At 73.4% G+C, this 19,838-nt stretch carries 15 protein-coding genes; 3 read left to right on the forward strand and 12 right to left on the reverse strand.

What is annotated here, in order from left to right; translation table 11 throughout:
* Positions 1-681 precede the first annotated feature (681 nt).
* The 4 genes from AB0E62_RS17735 to AB0E62_RS17750 all read right to left on the reverse strand — a co-directional run bounded on the left by AB0E62_RS17735 (position 682) and on the right by AB0E62_RS17750 (position 7,155).
* Positions 682-2,100 carry a sugar porter family MFS transporter gene (locus AB0E62_RS17735; protein WP_362193836.1) on the reverse strand — a complete coding sequence of 473 codons (1,419 nt, stop codon included), beginning with the start codon at positions 2,098-2,100 and terminating at the stop codon, positions 682-684.
* 249 nt (positions 2,101-2,349) lie between these two features.
* Complete coding sequence (locus AB0E62_RS17740) at positions 2,350-6,039, reverse strand: AAA family ATPase (RefSeq protein ID WP_362193839.1); 3,690 nt, start codon at positions 6,037-6,039, stop codon at positions 2,350-2,352.
* Positions 6,040-6,288: 249 nt separating this feature from the next.
* The gene (locus tag AB0E62_RS17745; protein WP_030612740.1) at positions 6,289-6,492 is read right to left on the reverse strand and encodes a hypothetical protein; all 204 of its coding nucleotides are present in this window, start codon (positions 6,490-6,492) and stop codon (positions 6,289-6,291) included.
* A 381-nt stretch (positions 6,493-6,873) separates the two neighbouring features.
* Entirely contained in the window at positions 6,874-7,155 is a 282-nt protein-coding gene (locus tag AB0E62_RS17750; protein WP_362193842.1) for an acylphosphatase, read from the reverse strand.
* Positions 7,156-7,313: 158 nt separating this feature from the next.
* Between AB0E62_RS17750 and AB0E62_RS17755 the strand changes: the two genes are divergently transcribed.
* Both AB0E62_RS17755 and AB0E62_RS17760 read left to right on the forward strand, forming a co-directional pair.
* Positions 7,314-8,585, forward strand: coding sequence for a CAP domain-containing protein (locus tag AB0E62_RS17755; protein WP_362193845.1), 1,272 nt, complete (start codon positions 7,314-7,316; stop codon positions 8,583-8,585).
* Between the two features lie 58 nt (positions 8,586-8,643).
* Positions 8,644-9,039, forward strand: a complete 396-nt coding sequence (locus AB0E62_RS17760; RefSeq protein WP_362193848.1) for a helix-turn-helix domain-containing protein — start codon at positions 8,644-8,646, stop codon at positions 9,037-9,039.
* Here the strand turns inward: AB0E62_RS17760 and mutM are convergent.
* The 8 genes from mutM to recG all read right to left on the reverse strand — a co-directional run bounded on the left by mutM (position 9,012) and on the right by recG (position 16,319).
* Positions 9,012-9,872, reverse strand: a complete 861-nt coding sequence (mutM, locus tag AB0E62_RS17765; protein ID WP_362193851.1) for a bifunctional DNA-formamidopyrimidine glycosylase/DNA-(apurinic or apyrimidinic site) lyase — start codon at positions 9,870-9,872, stop codon at positions 9,012-9,014. The two genes, AB0E62_RS17760 and mutM, sit on opposite strands and share 28 nt — an antisense overlap.
* 91 nt (positions 9,873-9,963) lie before the next feature.
* Positions 9,964-10,842 (reverse strand): ribonuclease III, encoded by an 879-nt coding sequence (rnc, locus tag AB0E62_RS17770; RefSeq protein WP_362193854.1) that lies wholly within the window; start codon positions 10,840-10,842, stop codon positions 9,964-9,966.
* A 19-nt stretch (positions 10,843-10,861) separates the two neighbouring features.
* Positions 10,862-11,035, reverse strand: a complete 174-nt coding sequence (gene rpmF / locus AB0E62_RS17775) for a 50S ribosomal protein L32 (protein WP_007493396.1) — start codon at positions 11,033-11,035, stop codon at positions 10,862-10,864.
* A gap of 2 nt (positions 11,036-11,037) precedes the next feature.
* Complete coding sequence (locus AB0E62_RS17780; RefSeq protein WP_362193858.1) at positions 11,038-11,682, reverse strand: YceD family protein; 645 nt, start codon at positions 11,680-11,682, stop codon at positions 11,038-11,040.
* Between the two features lie 130 nt (positions 11,683-11,812).
* Positions 11,813-12,922: a cell division initiation protein gene (locus AB0E62_RS17785; protein ID WP_362193861.1), complete on the reverse strand. Its 1,110-nt coding sequence runs from the start codon at positions 12,920-12,922 to the stop codon at positions 11,813-11,815.
* Between the two features lie 57 nt (positions 12,923-12,979).
* A complete protein-coding gene (gene coaD / locus AB0E62_RS17790) occupies positions 12,980-13,489 on the reverse strand; it encodes a pantetheine-phosphate adenylyltransferase (RefSeq protein ID WP_362193864.1) in 510 nt (169 codons plus the stop codon).
* Positions 13,486-14,073 (reverse strand): 16S rRNA (guanine(966)-N(2))-methyltransferase RsmD, encoded by a 588-nt coding sequence (gene rsmD / locus AB0E62_RS17795; RefSeq protein ID WP_362193867.1) that lies wholly within the window; start codon positions 14,071-14,073, stop codon positions 13,486-13,488. The genes coaD and rsmD overlap by 4 nt, the downstream gene beginning before the upstream one ends.
* Before the next feature lie 41 nt (positions 14,074-14,114).
* Positions 14,115-16,319: an ATP-dependent DNA helicase RecG gene (gene recG / locus AB0E62_RS17800; RefSeq protein ID WP_362193870.1), complete on the reverse strand. Its 2,205-nt coding sequence runs from the start codon at positions 16,317-16,319 to the stop codon at positions 14,115-14,117.
* Between the two features lie 525 nt (positions 16,320-16,844).
* Here recG and AB0E62_RS17805 point away from each other — a divergent pair.
* A complete protein-coding gene (locus AB0E62_RS17805; protein ID WP_362193873.1) occupies positions 16,845-19,802 on the forward strand; it encodes a tetratricopeptide repeat protein in 2,958 nt (985 codons plus the stop codon).
* The last annotated feature ends 36 nt before the right edge of the window (positions 19,803-19,838 follow it).

Raw genomic sequence — 19,838 nt, forward strand, 5'->3', positions numbered from 1 at the left:
GCCTGAGGGACAGTGCTCGCCGTCACCGACGCCGCTCACGGTGGGGGTCGGCGAGGCGGTACGCCCGGGCCGCAGGATACGGCTCACCCCCGCCCGCCCTCTCCGCTGACCGGCAAGGCCGGGATCGCCGCGCCGCACCCACCGAGCGGCGGCCGACCCGCGACGAGGCCGGCACCGGGCACCGGCCGGAGACCACGCGCTGTCCGGCGCCGACCGGCCGGACCTCGGCCACCTCCGGGACGAGCCGCCGGAGACTCCGCTCACCGCGTCGGCCTTCCGCCACCGGCCGGCGGCTCCTCGGAGGCCGCCGCCCGCTGGGCCGCCCGGTGGGCCTGCCGTTCTTCCTCCCCCCGGTGCGTGTCTGCGGCATCAGGCCGTCCAGGCTCTGCTCCAGGGTGAGGCCGTGCGCCGGAGGGCCGAGCCGGGCCGGTGCTCGTATGACACCGCCGCCCCGCCGGGACGGAGCAGCGCGGTTGCGGCGGCCGGGGTCTTCGTCCAGCTCTCGGTGCCGTGCGGGGCGAGTCGCTCCGCGCACCCGCCGGGGGGGCGGGCCGGTGGGCGTACGACACCGCCGCCCCCGGTCCGGGCGGGTGCCGGGACCGGGGGCGGCGGACGGGTTCGAGGAGAGGGGCAGCGGGGTCTTGGCCCTTCTCCCCGAGTTCGGGGGCCTCGCTACGAGGCTCAGCCCATCTCCTCCAGGGACTTGCCCTTCGTCTCCTTGACGAACTTGAGGACGAACGGGATGGAGAGCGCGGCGAAGATGGTGTAGATCACGTAGGTGCCGGAGAGGTTCCAGTCGGCCAGCGACGGGAAACTCGCGGTGATGGCCCAGTTGGCGATCCACTGCGCGGAGGCGGCGACACCGAGGGCGGCGGCGCGGATCCGGTTCGGGAACATCTCGCCGAGGAAGACCCAGACCACCACACCCCAGGACAGGGCGAAGAAGAGGACGAACAGGTGGGCGGCGATCAGGGCGACCCAGCCCTGGGTGCTCGGCAGCTTGCCGTCGACCAGGTGGTAGCTGAACGCCCAGGCCTCCAGCGCCAGGCCGACGACCATGCCGACCGAACCGATGAGGGCGAGCGGCTTGCGGCCGATGCGGTCCACGAAGATCATCGCGATCACGGTGCCGACGATGTTGATGATCGAGGTGGTGAAGGAGTAGAAGAACGAGTCGGACGGGTCGACGCCGACCGACTGCCACAGCGTCGAGGAGTAGTAGAACGCGACGTTGATGCCGACGAACTGCTGGAAGACCGACAGGCCGATACCGATCCAGACGATCGGTTTGAAGAAGAAGGAGCCGCCGAGCAGGTCCTTGAAGGAGGACTTGTGCTCGCTCTTCATCGCGTGCTCGATCTCGGCGACGCGGGCGTCCAGGTCGGTGTCCTTGCCCTCGACCTCGGCGAGGATCTCCCGGGCGCGCTCACGCTTGCCGGCGGAGAGCAGGAAGCGGGGGGACTCGGGGATCGCGAAGGACAGCATGCCGTAGAGGACGGCCGGGACGACCATCACACCGAGCATGACCTGCCAGGCCTCCAGGCCCATCAGCTTGCCGCGCTGGTCGCCGCCGGCGGCGTTGAGCAGACCCCAGTTGACCAGCTGGGAGACGGCGATGCCGACGACGATCGCGGCCTGCTGGAAGGAGCCGAGCCGGCCACGGTAGGCCGGCGGGGCGACCTCGGCGATGTAGGCGGGGCCGATCACGGAGGCCATGCCGATGGCGAAGCCGCCGATGACGCGCCAGAAGGCGAGGTCCCAGAGCGCGAACGGCAGTGCGGAGCCGACGGCGCTGACGGTGAACAGGACGGCGGCGATCTGCATGCAGCGGATGCGGCCGATGCGGTCGGCTATGCGGCCGGCGGTGGCGGCGCCGATGGCGCAGCCGATCAGCGCGATAGCGATGACCTGGGCGAGGGCGGCGGAACCGACGTCGTAGCGGTCCCGGATGGCCTCGACGGCGCCGTTGATCACGGAGCTGTCGTAGCCGAAGAGGAAGCCGCCCATGGCGGCAGCCGCCGCGATGAAGATGACGTGCCCGAGATGTTCGGGGTGAGCCGACCTGGCTCCTGACTGAGGTGCCTGCGCTGTGCTGGTCACGGTGTAACTCCTCGGGCCACGGCAACGCTGCCGGGTGGGGGCGAGCCCTTCCAGGTCTCCAGTGGCGCATACGGACGAGCCACTTACACCTGAAGGTAAAAGCAACGTTGCAGAGACTATGCCTTCAAGTTTCGAAGTCAATAGTTCAACGACTGTGAGTTTTGAGATATGCCCGACGATCTTGTGTTCAAGAACTGAACACTGAGCCGGTGGATCTTCCGTGGACCCGCTAGTGGATCTTGAAAACGCCTAGCGCAGCCGCTGGGAGATGACCTTGGACACGCCGTCACCCTGCATGGAGACGCCGTAGAGCGCGTCGGCCACCTCCATCGTGCGCTTCTGATGCGTGATCACGATCAGCTGCGAGCTCTCCTGGAGCTCGCGCATGATCCCGATCAGCCGCTGGAGGTTGGTGTCGTCCAGCGCGGCCTCGACCTCGTCCATGACGTAGAACGGGCTCGGCCGGGCCTTGAAGATCGACACCAGCAGCGCCACCGCGGTCAGCGAGCGCTCGCCGCCCGAGAGCAGGGAGAGCCGCTTGACCTTCTTGCCCGGCGGCCGCGCCTCCACGTCCACGCCCGTGGCGAGCATGTTCCCGGGGTCGGTCAGCACCAGCCGGCCCTCACCGCCGGGGAACAGCCGGCCGAACACGCCCTCGAACTCGCGCGCGGTGTCCCGGAAGGCCTCGGTGAAGACCTGCTCGACACGCTCGTCGACCTCCTTCACCACCTGGAGCAGGTCGGCGCGGGTCTTCTTCAGGTCCTCCAGCTGCTCGCCGAGGAACTTGTGCCGCTCCTCCAGCGCGGCGAACTCCTCCAGCGCCAGCGGGTTGACCTTGCCCAGCTGCTGGTACGCCCGCTCGGCCGCCCTGAGCCGCTTCTCCTGCTCGGCGCGGTCGAAGGGGCGGGGCAGATTGCGCGGGTGCCCGGGGTCCTCGGGCAGGCGCTCGCCGTCGGCGGGGGGCGAGGGCGGCACCGGCTGGTGCGGCCCGTACTCCGCCACCAGCCCCTCCGGCTCGACACCCAGTTCCTCCAGCGCCCTGGTCTCCAGCTGCTCGATGCGCAGCCGTTTCTCAGCTCCTAGTACCTCGCCCCGGTGTACTGAATCCTTCAACTTGTCGAGTTCCGCCTTGAGTTCACGGCCGGCCGTGCGAGCGGCGGCCAGTTCGCCCTCGCCCCGGGCCTTGGCCGCCTCGGCGGCGGCGCGCTCCTGTTCGGCGCGGGCGAGGGACGCCTCCACGTGCGCGAGGAGCTGCCGGGCGCCGGAGGCGACGGCCCCCGCCACGGCCGCCTCGTGACGCAACCGGGCCCGGCGCCGCTCGGCACGCGCGCGTGCCTCGCGTTCGGCACGGGCCGCCCGGTCGAGCCCGTCGGCACGGCCGGCGAGGCCCTTGACCCGCTCCTCGTGCGTACGGACCTGGAGGCGGGCCTCCATCTCGGTCTGCCTGGCGTTGGCCCCGTCGGCGGCGAGCCGGTCGCGGACCGAGGTGTCCGGCTCCTCCTCCACCGGGGCCTCCTCGGCCACGGCCAGCCGCTCGGCCAGTTCCTCGGCCTCCTGGAGGGCGTTGTCCAGCGCCTCCTGGGCGCGGGCCGCCGCCGCGGCCGACCGCTCGGCCTCGCCGGCCGCGCCGCGGGCCTGGCCGGCCAGGCGGCCGAGCTGCTGGGCGACGGCCGACTTCTCCCGCTCGGCGGCGCGGCGCCGCTCGCCGAGTTCCGCCACGGCGGCCGCGGCCTGCCCGCGGCGCTCGGCCGCCGCCTGCTGCGCCTCGGTGAGCTGCCGGCAGCGGACCTCCAGCTCGGCCAGTTCGGCCGCGGCCTCGTCCACGGCGGCCTGTACCTCCAGCAGGCTGGGGGCACCGGCGGAGCCGCCGTGCGCGAGGTGGGCGCCGAGGAGGTCGCCTTCGGCGGTGACGGCGGTCAGGTCGGGGCGGGCGTGGACGAGGGTCTCGGCGTCGGCCAGGGCGTCGACCACGACGATGTCGCGCAGGACCCGGCGGACGGCGGGCATGAGGTCGGCGGGACCGTGGACGAGGGAGGCGGCGAAGAGGAGGGGGGCGGCCGGGGGGCGGGCGTCGGCGGGCGCGGTGGGTCGCAGGGCTGAGCGGGCGTCGTCGGGTGCGGGTGCGTCGTGGTTGCCGGCGCCCTCACGAGGCGCCGAGCCGGTGTCGTCGAGCACCGGTTCGCCGTGGTGGCCCGTGCGCCTCCGGGGTGTTTCCTCCGGGGTTCCCGTCAAGAGGAGGGTGGCTCGGCCGGCGTCCTGTTTGCGGAGGAGGGTGAGGGCCTCCGCCGCCGCCGCGGGGGTGGTGACGGCGAGGGCGTCGGCCGCGGTGCCGAAGGCCGCCGCGAGGGGGATCTCGTAGCCGGGGGTGATCCTCAGGAGTTCCGCCGCCGGGCCGAGGACGCCGGTGAGGCGGTCCCGCGCGCCGAGCAGCATGCCGGTGCCGTCCTTGCGGCGCAGCCCCAGCGCCAGCGCCTCATGCCGGGCCTGGGTGGCCGCGCGGGTGCGCTCGGCGGCGGTGAGGGCGTCGCGGGCCGCGCTCAGCGCGTCCTCGGCGCCGGCCAGCTCCCGCGCCGCGGCCTCGTACCGCTCGGCCAGGTCCGCGTCGCCCGCGTCCAGGCCGTCGACCTCCGCGCGCAGCGCCTCGTACTCCTCCTGCGCGCGCACCGCCCGCTCCCGGGCCTCGTCGCGGGCCGTGGTCAGCCGGTCGATCTCGGCCTGGGCGGAGGCGACGCGCGAGCGGGCCGCGTTGACCTGCCCCAAGAGGCGGGCCAGGCCCTCGCGGCGGTCCGCGATGGCCCGGGCGACGTCCTTCAGCCGGCGCTCCTCGGCCGCCAGTTCCCGCTCCAGTTCGGCGCGGTGCGCGACCGTGTCGTCCAGTGCCCGCTGCGCCGCCTCCAGGGCGGCCGTCAGCTCGGCCTCCTGCTCCCGGACGCGGGCGGCCTCGCGTTCCAGGTCCTCGGGGTCCCGGCCGCGCCGCTCCTCCGGCGGGACGGAGGTGGCGCTCTTGACCCGGGCTTCGGCCAGGGAGACCGTGCCGCGGACGCGCTCGGCGAGCTGGGACAGCTCGTACCAGGTCTGCTGGGCGCGCGTCAGGCGCGGGGCGAGGCGGCGTACCTCGTCCTCCAGCCCCGCCTCCCGCTGCAGGGCCTTCTTCAACTCCTGCTCGGCGGTCTCCTTGCGCTCCTTCAGCGCCGCCTCGTCGGCGATCTCGGCCTGGAGGGCCTCGCGCAGCCGCACCAGGTCGTCGGCGAGCAGCCGCAGCCGGGCGTCGCGCAGGTCGGCCTGGATGACGGCGGCCCGGCGGGCCACCGCCGCCTGGCGGCCCAGGGGCTTGAGCTGACGGCGCAGTTCGTCGGTGAGGTCCTGTACGCGCGCGAGGTTGGCCCGCATCGCGTCCAGTTTGCGCAGCGCCTTCTCCTTGCGCTTGCGGTGCTTGAGGACGCCGGCCGCCTCCTCGATGAAGGCGCGGCGGCCCATGGGATCGGCGTGCAGGACGGAGTCGAGCTGGCCCTGGCCGACGATGACGTGCATCTCGCGGCCGATGCCGGAGTCGGACAGCAGTTCCTGGATGTCCAGCAGCCGGCAGGTGTCGCCGTTGATCTGGTACTCGCTGCCGCCGTTGCGGAACATGGTCCGCGTGATGGTGACCTCGGCGTACTCGATGGGCAGGGCGCCGTCGGAGTTGTCGATGGTCAGGGACACCTCGGCGCGGCCGAGCGGCGGGCGGCCGGTGGTGCCGGCGAAAATGACGTCCTCCATCTTGCCGCCGCGCAGCGACTTGGCGCCCTGCTCGCCCATGACCCAGCTGAGCGCGTCCACGACATTGGACTTGCCCGAGCCGTTCGGGCCGACGACGCAGGTGATCCCGGGTTCGAACCGGAGGGTGGTCGCGGAGGCGAACGACTTGAACCCGCGCAGGGTCAGGGCCTTGAGGTGCACGCCCCTGGACTCTACCCGCCGCCGTCGCCCGCCCGGCTCACGAACCCTCGCCACCGCGCGGTTTCGTCATTGGTCACGCAGGGCACACCAGATGTTGAAGAAGGTGAAAGGATGCGCGGGGGAAAGAACGAAGGGACGCCGAAGCGTCCCTTGCAACTCTGACGACTGGATCGCAGCCGTCCGATCAACTGAGCGGTTGATACGGGCAACCCGATCACTGTCTCTGCTGTTGTGGAGCTGATGCAGCAATCAGGTGAGCGCAGGCTCCGCCTGGTGTGCGTCGATGCTCTCCATGATCCTCTCCTGAGAGGCGGCAGCCGTCAGCGCTTCGTTCTCCGCCTGGATCCGTCCGAGCTCGGACTCCAGGTCCTGGACACGCTGCTGCAGCCGTCGCATCTCGGCGAGGAGTCGAGGGTCGGAGCCGCCGACGTAACCGAGAAGCGCCTTTGCCATGATGGATGGTCCTCCACAATGAGTGACCGACCGATGCGGTTGGGTCGTGAGGGATTCGCACCCGCGGTGCTTGGCACATCCGGGTGTTGCTCTGCTGTTGTTCCATGCCAAACAGCTAAGGTGCGCGGGGCTTTCAGCGTCTCACCAAAAAGTTTGAGGGTCAACACGATCACGCCCTGTATTGGAGGGCAACCCGGGGCGCACGGCCGGGAACACGGCGGTGCTGCGGCTTCTCCGGAGCCCTGAGGGCGTGGCGACCAGCAGTACCTGCGGAGCCTGCCATGCCCCGCCCGTCTTGGCAACCACCAGGGCGTTTCCGCTTCCGGGGGGTGCCCGCGGGGCCCCGTGGCGCACGGTCCGAGGGGGCGGGGCGGAGCCGGATCAGCGGATCGCGAAGCCGTCGTAGCCGCCGCGCGGTGTGTCCCAGATCTCTGTCACACCGTCCACGCGTCCGGGCGTGTCGCTGCCCTGGAGCCAGTCGAGCAGCCCCTCGCAGCCCGCGCGCGGCCCCTCCGCGACCACCTGGACCCGGCCGTCGGCCAGATTGAGAGCAAAACCACTCAGCCCGCCGATCTCCAGGGCCTTGGCCCGCGTGAACCAGCGGAATCCCACGCCCTGCACGTGTCCACGCACCCAGGCGACCAGTCGTACGTCCTCGCTCATGGCTGCAACCTAACCGGCCGGTGCCGCTCGGGACACGGCGGACCCCAGCGACATCGGGTACCGTCCGGACCCGGTGAATCGTGGCTGAAACCACTCGAAGGAGTGGAGTGGGTCGGCCGTGCGGACGAGGAACGCGTACGAGGAAGAGGACAGGGATCATGGGACGCCACCGACGCTCCGCCGCCGGAAGCGACGACCCTGGGCACTCGCCCGCGCACTCGCCCTCCGGGCACCGGCCGGTCCCCCGGGACATCGGGCGGTATCCGGCCCCGGAGGCCTACGCCGAGGCCACCGCGAAGGCGCAGGCGTATCTGTTCGCGACGGACGACGCACCGGCGCCGGCCGCACCCGAGTCCGGCTCCGGCTCCGGCTCCGGCTCCGGCTCCGGCTCCGGCTCCATGAACGGGGACGGCAACGGCGACGCGGCCCGTGGCGACCGGCGGTGGATCAAGGCCGTACGTCCGGTGCGCGCCGCCCTGCTCGGGGTGTCCGTGGCCGTCGTCCTCGGCACGGTCACGGTGGCCACGGGCGCGGTGCCCGGGCTGGAGCGGTACGGACTCGGCGGCGGTACGCACACCACCGGCGGCGAGCGCGTGGGAACCGTGGCCTCCCCCGGCAACACGGCGAGCGGGCAGGGCGGCACCTCGGGCAGCGCCGGTGCCGGTACCCGTACCGATGCCGGTGTCACGGCGGGTTCCGGCGGGGCCGGCAATGAGCGCTCCCCCCGGTCCCCCGGCCCGTCCCTCTCCGCCTCCGCGTCGAAGCCGGCGCCCGCCCGGCCGGCCCCCTCGCGGACGGCCACCGGGAAGCCCACGCCGAGGACCGGACCGGCCAAGCCCGCCGAGCCCTCCGCCTCGGCGAAGCCGTCCGCGTCCGTCACTCCGGCCGAGTCCACGCGGCCCGGACCCGAGCCCACCAAGCCCAAGCCCGCCAAGCCCAAGCCCAGCAAGCCCGAGACCTCCAAGGCCACCCCGTCCCGTACGGCCGCTCCCTCCCGTACGCCCGGGACCCCGGCCCCGGCGCCCTCCTCGCCCACGGACACGGTGGAGCGGGAGGCCGCCGTCGAGGCGGAGGTGCTGAAGCTGGTCAACGACGAGCGGGCGAAGGCCGGGCTGGGCGCGCTCGCGGCGAACTCCGCGCTGACCGGGCTGGCCGAGGCGTTCAGCGACGACATGGCCGCGCGGGGCTTCTTCGCGCACACCGACCCGGACGGCAGGACGCCGTGGGACCGGGCGGCGCGGGCCGGGGTGACCGGCCTGGGCGGCGAGAACATCGGCCGGGGCCAGGCTGACGCGGCGGCCGTGCTGGCGGCGTGGATGGACAGCCCGGAGAACCGGGCCAACATCCTGAACCCCGGCTTCACGGCCTTCGGCGCGGGCGTCCGCCTCGGGACGGGCGGCCCGTGGTGGACGCTGGAGTTCGGGAACTGAGCCTCCCACGAGTAAGCGCAACCTTCTGGTAAGCGCTGTGGGGACGTACCCTGAGGGCATGACGGCCACCACCCAGGACCCCGACGACCTCGCGTACAACGTCTTCGCCAAGGCCTGCCCCTCGCGCGGCACGCTGGAGCACGTCACGGGCCGCTGGGGCGGGCTGACGCTCGGCGCTCTGTACGAGGGGTCGCTGCGCTTCAACGAGCTGCGCCGGCGCGTCGACGGGGTGAGCGAGAAGATGCTCTCCCAGACCCTGCACGCGCTGGAGCGGGACGGCCTGGTGCACCGCGAGGCCCAGCCGACGAACCCGCCGCGCGTGGACTATGAGCTGACGCCGCTGGGCCGCCGGGTCGCCGAGCGGCTGCTGGCGCTCATCCACTGTGTGGAGGACGCGATGGACGACGTCCTCGCGGCCCGCGTCCGCTACGACGAGACGCGCGGCGCCCGCTGACACTTCGGGCAGAAGTAACTGGACCGGTTCATCCACGGGCGGCGCCGCATGGGGGTGGCGCACCGCTTGCACGGCAGCCCCTCACGGCCGTACGCGTCCAGCGAGCGGTCGAAGTAGCCGGATTCGCCGTTGACGTTGACGTACAGGCTGTCGAAGCTGGTGCCGCCCACGGCGAGGGCCGCGTTCATCACGTCCCGGATGTGTCCGAGGAGTTCCGCCGTGACCGGGCGGGTGAGGTTCGCCGTCGGGCGTTCGTAGTGGATCCGGGCTCGCCACAGCGCCTCGTCCGCGTAGATGTTGCCGACGCCGCTGATCAGCGACTGGTCGAGCAGGGCCCGCTTGACGGTGGTCCGCTTGCGGCGCAGCGCCCGGTGGAAGGCCTCGTCGTCGAAGAGCGGATCCAGCGGGTCGCGGGCGATGTGCGCGATGACGTCGGGCAGGCCGTCGGCGGTGTTGTCGTGCAGCGACAGGCCGCCGAAGGTGCGCTGGTCCACGAAGCGGAGTTCGGTGCCGAGCCGGTCGGCGAACCGGATCCGGATGCGCAGGTGCTTCTCGTCCGGCGCGTCATGGGGCTGCACCAGCAGCTGACCGCTCATGCCGAGGTGGGCCAGGACGGACTGGTCGGTCTCCTCCAGCGGCAGCCACAGGTACTTGCCGCGCCGGCGCGGGGTGCCGATGTGGTGGCCCTTGAGCCGGTGCGCGAAGTCGTCGGGACCGGCGAGGTGCCGGCGGACGGCGCGCGGGTGCAGCACCTCGGTGCCGGCGACGGTCCGGTGGGCGACCCAGCGCTCCAGGCCCCGCCGGACGACCTCGACCTCGGGCAACTCGGGCATCGGACCCCCCGTGAGAACCGTACGGACCGGTGGACGATACGAGCGCCCGCGCCGGCGTGGACGGCCGGGCGGGCGCTCGGGTACTGCTTGGTCAGGCGGTGGCGGAGGACGGGTCGGTGTCCTTGACGGACTCCCCGGCCGCCTCGACGGCCGCGTCGGCCGTCTCCCGGACGGGTTCCTCGGCCGCCTCGGCGAGCTCGTCCGCCTTGGCGAGCTCCTGCGCCTTGGCGCGCTCGTCCGCCGCGGCCCGGATGGACCGCCAGGCGGACTCGGCGGCCTGCTGCTCCGCCTCCTTCTTGCTGCGGCCGGTGCCGGTGCCGTACGAGACGCCCCCGACGCGGGCGGCAGCAGTGAAGGTCTTCTCGTGGTCGGGGCCGGTCTCCGTGACCAGGTACTCGGGCACGCCGAGCCCCTCGATCGCGGTCAGCTCCTGGAGGGAGGTCTTCCAGTCCAGGCCGGCTCCGAGGTTGGAGGACTTCTCGATCAGCGGGTCGAACAGGCGGTGCACCAGTTCGGAGGCCGCGTCGAGGCCCTGGTCGAGATAGACCGCGCCGATCACCGCTTCGAGGGTGTCGGCGAGGATGGACGCCTTGTCCCGGCCGCCCGTGCCCTCTTCACCCCGGCCGAGCCGGATGAAGGCGCCGAGGTCGAGGCCGCGGCCGACCTCCGCCAGCGCACGCGAGTTGACCACCGCGGCCCGCAACTTGGCCAGCTGGCCTTCGGGCAGGTCGGGGTGGGTGCGGTACAGCGTGTCCGTGACGACGAGGCCGAGCACGGAGTCCCCGAGGAACTCCAGCCGCTCGTTCGTCGGCAGGCCGCCGTTCTCGTACGCGTAGGAACGGTGGGTCAGCGCACGCACCAGAAGGGCGGACTCGACCTGGTAGCCGAGCCGCCCTTCCAGAAGCGTGTGGGACGAGGCCTGCGGACTACCCCCGCGCTGGCGGGGACTAGCTGCTTTCGCGTCAGTCATCGGGCCTCTCACCAGCCACTCAGACTTCGAGGACCTGGCGCTTGTTGTAGGTGCCGCAAGACGGGCACGCGATGTGCTGCAGCTTGGGCTCGTGGCAGCGCTCGCACGCAACCAGGGTGGGGACCGCAGCCTTCCACTGCGACCGGCGGTGGCGCGTGTTGCTGCGCGACATCTTCCGCTTCGGAACAGCCACGGCTACTTCTCCTGCTTCTCGTCGACGCCCGCTTCGGCGCCGCTCATCTCGTCCTTCTCGCCGTCCGTGGTGGTGCCGGCGAGTCCCTGCAAAGCCGCCCAACGGATGTCGACGGCGTCATGATGGTGGTCCGGGTCGTCCGCGAGCCGTACTCCGCACTCGGAGCACAGACCCGGGCAGTCTTCCTGGCACACCGGCTGCATCGGCAGTGCGAGCACCACCGCATCGCGCAGCAGAGGTTCGAGGTCGATCAGACCGTCCTCGATGAAGAGCCTGCCCTCGTCGTCCTCGGCGTCGTCGCCCGGTTCCGCGATCACACGGCCCCGGTCGTCGGCGTCAGGGTACGAGAACATCTCCTGGAAGTCCGCTTCGAGCTCCAGCCCGACCGGCTCCAGACACCTTACGCACTCCCCCTCGGCCGTTGCACGGGCGGTGCCTGTGACAAGCACCCCTTCCATGACCGACTCGAGTCGGAGTTCGAGCTCCACCGGGCTGCCTTCCGGCACTCCGATGACTCCCTGGATGCCGAGATCCCGGGGAGCGTCGATCTCGCGGGTCAGGCGCTGCAGCGCGCCAGGACGCCGGCCCAGCTCGTGCGTGTCGATCACGAGGGGGTTGCGGTGGTCGAGGCGGGCGTTGGAAGCCATTCCTGCTTTCGATCTGCGAACTCGGAGGGACGCCGCCCGGCGGTGTCCCCGGGCAGCGGTGATCGCGGGCATGCGCGACCGAACAGCCAGGATACTGGACCTTTCGCTCAGCGCCCAATCCGGTCCCGCGCTACAGCCCCCGGCCCTGTTCGTACGCCCGCAGCTGCTCCGCGCTGATCATGCTGGTGTCGAAGAGGCTGGTCTCGTCCAGGGCGTAGCCCTGCTGGGGCTGCGGCTGCGCTTGCCGGGCCTCGTGGGGCTGCGGGGTCTGGTGAGGCTGGTGGGCCTGCTGGGGGTGATGGGCGTCGTAGCCCTGGTAGCCGTAGGGGTCGGCCTGTCCGTAGCCGTACGGGTCCTGGGCCGGCGGGTACTCCGGCTGCTGCGGGAAGCCCGCGTACGGGTCGGGCTGCCGGTCGGGGGCGCCCTGCGCGGGCTCGTAGCCGGCGGCGGGGGCGTAGGCGGGCCGGGGATCGTAGGCGGGCCGGGCCGGCTCGGGCTGCCTGCGGTCCGCGCGGTCGCTGTCCGCGAGGGCCGCGAGGTCGGCGAGGTAGTCGGCGTCGCTGGAGTGCTGGAAGGTCGTGGTGTCGTCGGCGAGCGCGCCGAGGTCGTCGGTGGCGATCCGGCCGTGCAGCTTCTGCCGGCCCCGGCCGACGGCCTCCAGGGTCTTGGCGAGGACCGCCTCGAAGGCGCCGAGCTTGGCGTCCACGTAGGCGTCGGCGTCCCGGCGCAGGGTCTCCGGGTCATGGCTGCGCTCGGGGGCGTCCTCGTCCGCGTAGCCCTGCTCGTCCAGGCCCGGTCCGGTGCCGAGGAGCTTCTCGCGGCCCCGGCCGACCGAGCCGAGGGTCTTGGTCAGGACGACCTCGAAGTTGGCGAGCTTGGAGTCCACGTAGTCGTCGGCCTCGGCGCGGATCTCCTCGGCCTCCCGGCGGGCCTCGGCCAGGATGCGGTCGGCCTCGGCCTGGGCGCGGCGGGCGATCTCGGTCCCGGAGACCAGCGAGCCGCGCTCGGCGTGCGCGCTCTCGATGATCCGCTCGGCCTCCTGGCGGGCCTGCTCGACCAGCTGCTCACGGTCGCCGATCAGTTCCCGTGCCTGGGCGAGGGAGCCGGGCAGCGCCTGGCGCACCTCTTCGAGCATCGCGAGCAGTTCGGCGCGGTTGACCACGCACGACGCCGACATGGGCATGGACCGGGCGCCGGAGACCGTGGAGACGATCTCGTCGAGCTTCTTCTGCACGTCCACCTGTGCTCGCCACTCTCTACAGCCGGGTTGGAGACGGACGGGACGACTGTAGCCCCATCACTCCCCGGAGAGGCGGCTGTTCAGCGCCTCCAGCACCCGCGGGGGCACCAGGTGGGAGACGTCCCCGCCCCAGGCCGCGACCTCCTTGACGAGGGAGGAGGACAGGAAGCTGTAGGTGGGGTTGGTGGGCACGAACAGCGTCTCGACGCCGGTGAGGCCGTTGTTCATCTGGGCCATCTGGAGTTCGTAGTCGAAGTCGCTGACGGCGCGCAGGCCCTTGACGATGGCGGGGATGTCGCGCTGCTTGCAGAAGTCGACGAGGAGGCCGTGGAAGGACTCGACGCGGACGTTGGCGTACTCGGAGGTGACCTCGCGGATCAGCTCGATCCGCTCGTCGATCCCGAAGAGGCCCTTCTTGGACTTGTTGATCATCACCGCGACGTAGACCTCGTCGTACAGACGGGAGGCCCGGGCGATGATGTCGAGATGTCCGTTGGTGATCGGGTCGAACGACCCGGGACAGACGGCGCGGCGCACTTGTGATCCCTCGCTCTCCGGTCCGGTCATCGTGCGTCTTCGCACGTAGAGGCGGCGCGACCGTACCAAAACGTTCCCTCGCCGTAACGACGGGACCGGATCGCCTCGAAGCCGTCCGGCCAGTGGAATTCGCCGCCTCTGGTGCTGCGCTCCACGGTGACGAGCGCTTGCTCAGCGAGCCAGCCCTCCGAGTGGAGTGTGAGCAGGATCTCGCGAAGATCGCGATCCGTGACGGCGTACGGCGGGTCGAGGAAGACCAGGTCGTACGGCTCGGCGGGGGGCGCGGTGCGGATGACTTGTTCCGCTTTGCCCGCCCGGACCTCGGCGCCGGGCAGGCCGAGGCTGCGCACGTTCTCGCGGACGGTCCGCGCCGCGCGGGCGTCGGCCTCGACCAGGAGGGTGTGGCTCGCGCCCCGGGACAGGGCCTCCAGGCCCACGGCGCCCGAGCCGGCGTAGAGGTCGAGGACGCGTGCGCCGTCCAGCGGGCCGCCGAGGAGGGACTGCCAGGTGGAGAAGAGACCTTCGCGGGCGCGGTCGGAGGTGGGGCGGGTGCCGGTGCCGGGGGGGACGGCGAGGCGACGTCCGCCGGCTGCGCCGGCGATCACGCGGGTCATCTTCGGTCCTTGCTCGTGGGTCGGTTCGGGTCCAGTGTGGCTCACCCCTTCTCCAGGTACTGCTCCCGCTCCTCGTCCAGCAGGGCGTCCAGGGCCGTGCGCAGGCCCGGCAGGTGCTCCAGCTGGGGGTCGGCCGCCACGACCGCCGCCGCCTCCGCCCTCGCCTGGGCGATGACCTCCTCGTCCTCGATGACGGCCAGCACCCGCAGGCTGGAGCGGGCGCCGGACTGGGCCTGGCCCAGGACGTCGCCCTCGCGGCGCTGTTCGAGGTCGATGCGGGACAGCTCGAAGCCGTCCAGGGTGGCGGCGACGGCGTTCAGCCGCTGGCGGGCCGGGCTCGCCTCGGGCATCTCGGTGACCAGCAGGCACAGGCCGGGGGCGGAGCCGCGGCCGACCCGGCCGCGCAGCTGGTGGAGCTGGGAGACGCCGAAGCGGTCGGCGTCCATGATGACCATGACCGTGGCGTTCGGGACGTTGACGCCGACTTCGATGACGGTGGTGGCCACGAGGACGTCGGTCTCGCCGGCCGCGAAGCGGCGCATCACGGCGTCCTTGTCGTCGGGGTGCATACGGCCGTGCAGGACCTCCACCCCGAGGCCCTTGAGGGGGCCGCGGCCCAGCTGGTCGGCCACGTCGAGCACGGCGAGCGGGGGCCGTTTGTCCCCCTCGCCCTCGGCGGGCTTCGGGCCGGCCTTCTTCGGGTCGTCCTCCTCGTCGCCGATGCGCGGGCAGACCACGTACGCCTGGTGGCCGGCCTCGGCCTCCTCGCGGACCCGTTCCCAGGCACGGGCCAGGAAGCGGGGCTTGTCGGCGGCCGGGACGACATGGCTGGCGATCGGGGAGCGGCCGGCCGGGAGCTGGTCCAGCACGGAGGTCTCCAGGTCGCCGAAGACCGTCATGGCGACCGTGCGAGGGATGGGGGTGGCCGTCATGACGAGCAGGTGCGGGGGCTGTTTCCCCTTGCCGCGCAGGGCGTCGCGCTGCTCCACGCCGAAGCGGTGCTGCTCGTCGACCACCACCAGGCCGAGGTCGTGGAACTGGACCTTGTCCTCGATCAGGGCATGGGTGCCGATGACGATGCCGGCCTCGCCGGTGGCCAGGTCGAGCAGGGCCTGACGGCGGGCCGCCGTGCCCATCGAGCCGGTGAGCAGCACCACCTTGGTGGCGTGGTCGGCACCGCCCAGCATCCCGCCCTCGGCCAGTTCGCCCATCATCTCGGTGATGGAGCGGTGGTGCTGCTGGGCGAGCACCTCGGTGGGCGCGAGCATGGCCGCCTGTCCGCCCGCGTCGACCACGGCGAGCATGGCGCGCAGGGCGACCAGGGTCTTTCCCGAGCCGACCTCGCCCTGGAGCAGGCGGTGCATGGGGTGGGCGGCGGCGAGGTCGTCGAAGATCTCGCGGGAGACCTTCTGCTGGCCCTCGGTGAGGGTGAAGGGCAGGCGGTCGTCGAAGGCCGCGAGGAGGCCGTCCGGGCCCGGGACGCGGGGTACGGCGGGCAGGTGGGTCTCGGCGTGCCGGCGGCGGGCCAGGGCGACCTGGAGGACGAAGGCCTCGTCCCACTTCAGGCGGGCGCGGGCGTCGGCGATGTCGGCCTTGGTGTGCGGCCGGTGGATCTTGAGCAGGGCCTCGGGGAGCGGCAGCAGGCCGCGCCCGGCGCGCAGGGAGTCCGGGAGCGGGTCGAGGGCCTCCTGGGCGCTGGGCAGCACCGTCTGGACCGCCTTGCCGATCTTCCAGGACTCCAGTCTGGCGGTCGCGGGATAGATCGGGATGAGGGCGCCGGCCCAGGACTCGACGGCCTCCTCGCCGTCGCCCCGGAGCAACTCGTAGGCCGGGTGGGCGAGCTGGAGGCGGCGGTTGAAGAGGGACACCTTGCCGGCGAACATCGCGCGGGTGCCCGGCAGGAGGTCCTTGTGGGGTTTGTGCACGCCGTTGCCGAAGAAGACGAGCTGGAGCCGGCCGCTGCCGTCCGTGATCGTGACCTCCAGGCGCTGGCCCTTGCCGCGGGGCGCCTTGGCCGAGGCGAAGGTGTGCAGCCGGGCGTCGGCGACCTGGGCGACCACCGTGACGTGCTCGTCCATGGGGAGGTCGGCGAGGTGGGTGAGCTGGCCGCGTTCCTCGTATCTGCGCGGGTAGTGGTGCAGCAGGTCGCCGACGGTGTGCAGGCCGAGGTGCTCGGCCATCACCTTCGCGGTGGCGGGGCCGAGCACCTTCTTGAGCGGTTCTTGCAGTGCGGGCACGTCACCCATTGCACACCACGCCACTGACAATGCCGCAGACCACGGCCCGCGCCGCCCGGGCGAGATGCCGTAAACATCAGGGAAACTCCTGGTCAGACGCGCTGATCCGGGCCTAGGATGGCGCGCTCCGGCCATCCTTTCCGCGGTCACCGTCCCACCGGGACCGCCCGACCCCGCGCCGCACGCACGCCTCCCCCGGCGCAGTGACGATGGATTCCCAGACCGCACAGGCATCCCAGGCACCCCGCCCGCCGCACAGACCCCGCATGTCCCAGGCCGGTCCGCGAGCCGACGGTCCGGGGGCGGGCGTCCTGGACTCACCGCGCGGCAGCGCGCCCCGCGGCCGTCCGGCGCCGGGCCGGCCTGAGCCGCTGGTGCGCGGGATCGTTTCGCCCGACGGTCCCGGGCCGGCCGGTACCGCGGCCGGGGCGCCGTACGGGCGGGCGCGGCGCTCGCGGCCGGCCCGCCCGGCGCTGCCGCCCGGCCGGGCGTTCACCGGGCTGCTCACGGGGCCCACGGGGAGGGGGACGGACGATGAGTGAGATCACGGACATCGACGCGCTGCGTCAGGCGCTGGCGGAGAACTCCGAGCGGCCGGAGGGTCCGGCCCGCAACGCGCGCGCGGAGGAGCTGCTCGCCGAGGCGGAGCGGCTGGATGTCCCGCTCGCCGTGATCGAGGCGCTCGGGCACCAGCTGAAGGTCTGCAACCACAGCTCGCAGAAGGACAGGATGTTCGCCCCGTTCGCGCGGCTGCTGCGCATGTGGGACGAACGGCCCGGGGACTTCGACGAGCACGAGACGCACGCGCTGCACTGGGCCTTCAAGTGGATGACGGCGGGCATGCTGGACCAGCCGCACATCCCGCTGGCCTCCATCGAGAAGTGGCTCGGCGAGATGGAGCGCCGCTACCGGCTCGCCGGGCACTCCGAACGGGCGGTGCGCGCCGCCGAGTTCGGGGTGGCCGCGCACGTCGGCGACATCCCGCGCGCGCGGCGGGCGTACGCCGCGTGGCTGGCCGCCGACCGCGACCGGATGGCCGACTGCCCCGCCTGCGAGCTGCACGAGCGGGGCGTCTGGCAGGTCCGGTGCGGCCGGGACGCCGAGGCACTCGCACTGTGGCGGCCGGTGCTGGAGGGCGAGTTCTCCTGCGCGCGCGAACCGCACTCCGTCCTGGCCTCCTCGCTGGCCCCGCTGCTGCGGCTCGGCCGGGTGGACGAGGCCCGCGCCCACCACCTGCGCGGTTTCCGGCTGGTGCGCCCGCTGGAGAGCATGCGGAGCGCGTACGCCGGCCACGTGGAGTTCTGCGCGCTGACCGGGAACGAGACGCGGGGCGTGGAGCTGCTGGCCGAGCGGCCGGCGTACCTCACCGACGCCGGGCATCCGCGCAGCAGGCTCGACTTCCTGGCCGTGGTGGCGCTGCTGCTGGACCGGCTGACCGAGCGGGGGCTGGGCGGGCAGCCGGTGCCGGGGCCGGACGGGCGGAGCTGGACCGCGCGGGAACTGGCCGCGTACGCGCGCGCGGAGGCGACGGATCTCGCCGCGCGGTTCGACCGCCGCAACGGCACGTTCGCCGTCGGCGACCGCATCCGGGCCCGGATGGACCAGCGGCCGCTGGTGGAGCGGCTGCCGCTGGGGGTGCGCGTGGCCCGGCCCGCCGTGGCGCCGGTGGCACCGGAGGCCTCCGAGGAGCGGGGACTGCCCGCGCTGCTCGCCGAGGCGCGGCGGCAGTCCGGCACCCTGCGCCCGCACGCGCTCCAGGCATGGGCGGCGGTGGCGCGGGCGGCCGGGGACACCGGGCTGGAGCCGCGCGACCGCGCGGAGATCGCCGACCACGAGGCGATGGCCCGCGGCGCCGAGGGGCTCCCCCTGTTCGAGCGCGCGGCCCGGCTGTACGCGGAGGCGGGCGACCCCGGGGAGGCCCTGGCGGCACGCGCGCGTGCGGCGTACGTCCGCGCCCTGGAGGGCGAGGTCGAGCCGGCCCTGGCCACGGTCACCCGCCTGTACGACGAGGTGCTGGCCCTCTACGCCGACGAAGGCACGGAGCTGCGCCAGACCGCGGCGGTGGCGATGAGCCGGGCCCGGATCCTGATGCGCCGCGCCCACGCGACGGTGGACGGGGACGCCGGGGGCGTGAACGGTGTCCGTCGTTCCGGGGTGGCGGTGCGGGAGGCGGCCGGCGGGGCCGAGGCGGCCGTGCGGGAGGTGCTGGCGCTCGTCGAGGGGCGCGGCGAGGGGGACGTCCGGCTGGCGGCGCGGGCCGCCGAGGCGCGCGGGATGCTCGCCGAGCTGGCCGGGATGACCGGGGACGCGCGGCGGGCGGCGGAGCTGTTCCGGCGCTCCGCCGACGCGTACGTGGCCGCCGGGCTGCCGTGGTTCGCCGTGGAGTACGAGGTCCAGGTCGCCGCCCTCGCCCACCAGGCCGGTGATCTCGCCGGGGCCGCGGACGCGCTGCGGGCGGCGCTGGAGCACGGCGGGCCGTACGTGGAGCCGGTCGGGCGGGCCCAGCTGCACCTCCAGCTCGCCGAGGTGCTCGGCGCCCTGGACGCGCCCGCCGAGGCCGCCGGGCACGCGTTCGAGTCCGCGCACTGGGCCGACGAGGCGGGCGAGGGTGCCACCGTGGGCGCCTGGGCGCGGCAGCAGCTGGGCGGGTTCCTGCTGCGCCGGGGCCGGTACGCGGAGGCCGCCGAGGTGCTCCGGTCCGCGCTGGCCGACCTGAGTCCCGGCACGCACGGCGACGAGGCGGTGGTCCAGGCCCGCTGGTGGCTCGGGGACTGCCTGGCCGAGCTGGGCGAGCACCGGGCCGCCGCCGGGGAACGGCTGGCGGCCGCCGAGCTGGCCCGGCACTGGCCCGAGCAGCAGGACCACGCCACGCTCGCCCACCTCGCCGCCGAGTCGCTGGGCAACGCCGGTCTCGCGGCCGAGGCGGACCGGGCCTACGCGCGCGCGGGCGGTCTGTGGCGCGCCCTCGGCAACGCGCCGTTCCTGGTCCGCTCGCTGCGCGCCCGCGCCTGGCTCGCGCTGGCCGGGGAGGCCGGCGCGGCACCCGCCCGTGCGCTGATGACGGAGGCGGTGCGGGAGTGCGAGGCGGCGCTGGCGGCGGCCCGGGGCGCGGAGCGGGCGGAGCTGGCCGCGGAACTCGGCGGCACGTACCGGCAGTTCGCCGAGCTGCTGGCCCGCTCGGCGACCGAGGAGGCCGAGGACACGGCGATCCGGGCCGTGTTCGAGGCGGCGCTGGAGCAGATGACCCGGGCCGTGGCGGTGTTCACCACGCTCGGCGCGGCCGGGCTGCACGGCCGTACCGGCGCCGAGCTGGGCGCGGGCTGGCTGGAGGCCGACCTCGGGCGTCCGGAGCGGGCGGAGGCACGCGCGCGTGCGGTGCTCGCGGTCTACGAGGGCGCCGACGACGCGGACGAGACGGTGCGGGCCCGGCGGGAGGAGGCGGCCCAGATGCTCCAGGCGGCCCGGGAGGGAACGGACCCGGGACGGGACTGAGCCGCCGCCGGCTCACCCCGGGCCGGCCCCGCCCGG

It is taken from the genome of Streptomyces sp. NPDC038707 (genome assembly GCF_040636485.1).
Lineage (GTDB): Bacteria > Actinomycetota > Actinomycetes > Streptomycetales > Streptomycetaceae > Streptomyces.

Excerpts from the sequence above, each read along its gene's own strand:
- mutM (WP_362193851.1), bottom strand. The coding sequence starts at position 9,872 with ATGCCCGAGTTGCCCGAGGTCGAGGTCGTCCGGCGGGGCCTGGAGCGC.
- AB0E62_RS17805 (WP_362193873.1), top strand. The coding sequence starts at position 16,845 with ATGAGTGAGATCACGGACATCGACGCGCTGCGTCAGGCGCTGGCGGAG.
- coaD (WP_362193864.1), bottom strand. The coding sequence starts at position 13,489 with ATGACCGGACCGGAGAGCGAGGGATCACAAGTGCGCCGCGCCGTCTGT.
- AB0E62_RS17745 (WP_030612740.1), bottom strand. The coding sequence starts at position 6,492 with ATGGCAAAGGCGCTTCTCGGTTACGTCGGCGGCTCCGACCCTCGACTC.
- rsmD (WP_362193867.1), bottom strand. The coding sequence starts at position 14,073 with ATGACCCGCGTGATCGCCGGCGCAGCCGGCGGACGTCGCCTCGCCGTC.
- AB0E62_RS17780 (WP_362193858.1), bottom strand. The coding sequence starts at position 11,682 with ATGGCTTCCAACGCCCGCCTCGACCACCGCAACCCCCTCGTGATCGAC.
- AB0E62_RS17760 (WP_362193848.1), top strand. The coding sequence starts at position 8,644 with ATGACGGCCACCACCCAGGACCCCGACGACCTCGCGTACAACGTCTTC.
- AB0E62_RS17750 (WP_362193842.1), bottom strand. The coding sequence starts at position 7,155 with ATGAGCGAGGACGTACGACTGGTCGCCTGGGTGCGTGGACACGTGCAG.
- recG (WP_362193870.1), bottom strand. The coding sequence starts at position 16,319 with ATGGGTGACGTGCCCGCACTGCAAGAACCGCTCAAGAAGGTGCTCGGC.
- rnc (WP_362193854.1), bottom strand. The coding sequence starts at position 10,842 with ATGACTGACGCGAAAGCAGCTAGTCCCCGCCAGCGCGGGGGTAGTCCG.
- AB0E62_RS17755 (WP_362193845.1), top strand. The coding sequence starts at position 7,314 with ATGGGACGCCACCGACGCTCCGCCGCCGGAAGCGACGACCCTGGGCAC.